2 protein-coding genes are annotated in these 2,330 nt (G+C 39.7%); one reads left to right on the top strand and one right to left on the bottom strand.

Going from position 1 to position 2,330, the window contains the following annotated elements:
• Positions 1 to 664: 664 nt before the first annotated feature.
• Positions 665 to 1,033 (bottom strand): CopG family ribbon-helix-helix protein, encoded by a 369-nt coding sequence (locus DYY65_RS07000; protein WP_370519318.1) that lies wholly within the window; start codon positions 1,031 to 1,033, stop codon positions 665 to 667.
• Between the two features lie 361 nt (positions 1,034 to 1,394).
• Here DYY65_RS07000 and DYY65_RS07005 point away from each other — a divergent pair, with 361 nt between their 5' ends.
• Positions 1,395 to 2,126 (top strand): hypothetical protein, encoded by a 732-nt coding sequence (locus DYY65_RS07005; RefSeq protein ID WP_162477264.1) that lies wholly within the window; start codon positions 1,395 to 1,397, stop codon positions 2,124 to 2,126.
• The last annotated feature ends 204 nt before the right edge of the window (positions 2,127 to 2,330 follow it).

The following is a 2,330-nucleotide window of genomic DNA, read 5'->3' on the forward strand; positions in this document are numbered from 1 at the left end:
AGAATCTCGCGAAAGATGGGCGTCAGCTCACTACAACTGTTATAAGACAATTTTATACATCGAAGGTGATGGGTAAAACAATTTTTTAGAATCAAATGATTCAAGACGAAACGCAGATCATAACCTCCTTCACCGTAACTTGTTCCTGCGATTCAAAGGCAATAAGCTTAAGGGATTATCACTACCGTTCTCTACGTCTAAAGTCTAGCTCTACGCCACGCTTGTCATCATAATTAAACGTAAATGATTCTGTAGACAATATTGGGAAGCTGGAGATCAAGTCACTGGAACAAATTGGACAATCGTTTGGCAGCGAAAATCTTGACTTATCTAGAAATGTTGCACACCAGCGACACTCCTCACAAAGAAAGAATACTGGAGCTTGGGGGCTCGGTGCTCTACCATTAATGGCTGATTCTACATAATTGTTAGCGGAAACCTTGTTCGTCAATTTAAGCTAAGAACGGGGTTTACTTCATATAAATAGTATTCCTGGCTCCTCTTCTTAAGCTGTGGAGGAAAAGTCGTGGTTGTAGGCCCTAGTTATTGGGTCGCATGGTAAATGAGATGATATGGCAATTAATAGAGAGAAAAGAAAGTTAGCATATTAGTTAATCTTGCCACAAAATATAGAATTTTCTTTGCTATTAAGTAATATATGTGTCTACATAACAATCAACTGGACGTTATCCATGTTCCTAGTAGCTTGAAATTTTTTCGCCATCTCCTTAACTTCACGCGCATCTCCTTTTAATAGGAATATTTCGAGACACCTATCTCCGTTGATTTTACTATGAAGATGTGTGTTAATTAATTTGTCATACACATGACCCATTTCGGTAACCTCCTCATCAGAGGCTTCATCGTGAATGGCCAAGAACAACGCATGAAGCATACCACTGAGGTCTTCCCTTTTTTTTTCCTCTGAAAGCAGGTTTCGGATACCGGCCCTAACTATCTCAGACCGGCCTGAAAAGCCGTATGTCCGTTGCAACCTTTCCATGTCATCTAGAATCTTCTTATTGAGTGACACACTTACAATTGTCAAGTGAAGTAGATATTAATAAGTTGAATTTATATCTATGTATAGGAATTGTGTTTTGTGATAGCGGCAATAATACCAAGACAGAAGATTATGAGTAATAAACTTATTAACAGGTGACTAGGAATTTGGCTCGACAATTCGTAGGCTTCACATTTAGTATTATGATTCTATCAACGTAACTCCCTGCTGGTATTCACCGGAATAAGTTGGAGCTCTGATGTCATATAATTTTATGCCATCTCGATGGTAATCGCTCGTAACTTTTTGAATGTATAGATTGAAACAAAGCGGTTTAAGGAAAAATTGTTGACGCAAAATTAAATATTTGCTCCTTTATATCTATAGTGCCGTGTCGCGTAGAGGCAAAGTTGTTCTCGCTTTCGGAATTTTGGCAGGCTTTGGAGTAAGTGTGAGTCTTGTGATTATTGTACTAGGAGGTGGTTTCTCGGCCCCGTTCACTTCATTCCTCAGTCCCCCAAGTAATGCAGACTTATGGACAGTTGGTGAAAATATCCATCCAGGTACAGAATTCAGATATTCACTTACCGCACTTGGCGGCCACAATTCACCTTGGAGTAGTTTAGTAGGGCCCAGTTCTCTCATAAATGCGACTGTCACCGTGCATTTTGTCAGATCGGAAGGAAATCTCTGGAATGCCTCCTTTTCCATTGAAAACGGAACCACCAGCAAGTCAGGCACTATGTTCCTTTCAAAACAACAGCTTACTAATGCTAGTCCCGTATCCAGAGATTTCATACCTTTCTATCAACCAATTGAATCATCTCTTCTAGAGATTAGAGACATTGATTTAGACGGACCAAAATATTTAGTTATGGGGGCCGAATGGAATTCTCTTACAATCGGACCCATTGGATCGACAATTTCCGCAAAGATCCTTGATAAGGAAAAGGTTCAAACGCCAGCTGGCGCATTTACCGCATATGTGCTCGGCTACACTATCGGGACGAAGCCCAGCAAGATTTGGCTTTCTCATGGGCTTCCACTCCCAGTGAAGGCAGAAGTTTACAATGCCCAGAATGAGCTTCAGTATAAATTTACATTGATCAATAAGAGGATTTAGGTTGCTGAATTTGTTTGTGGTCCTAGTAATTATTAGAATGGATGTAACTTGACAACAAGTCGGGCCTCAACTCAATAATTTTATCGAAACGAGAACTGCAGAGTAGTTTGAGTTCTCAAAAATATATATTTCAGTAGACAGACTTCTTATTGGCATTTGAAGAGAATTTGTTGGATGGCTATGCCAGTCTTTATTATTGCATTA

This window comes from Nitrososphaera sp. AFS (assembly GCF_009898475.1).
Taxonomy (GTDB): domain Archaea; phylum Thermoproteota; class Nitrososphaeria; order Nitrososphaerales; family Nitrososphaeraceae; genus Nitrosopolaris.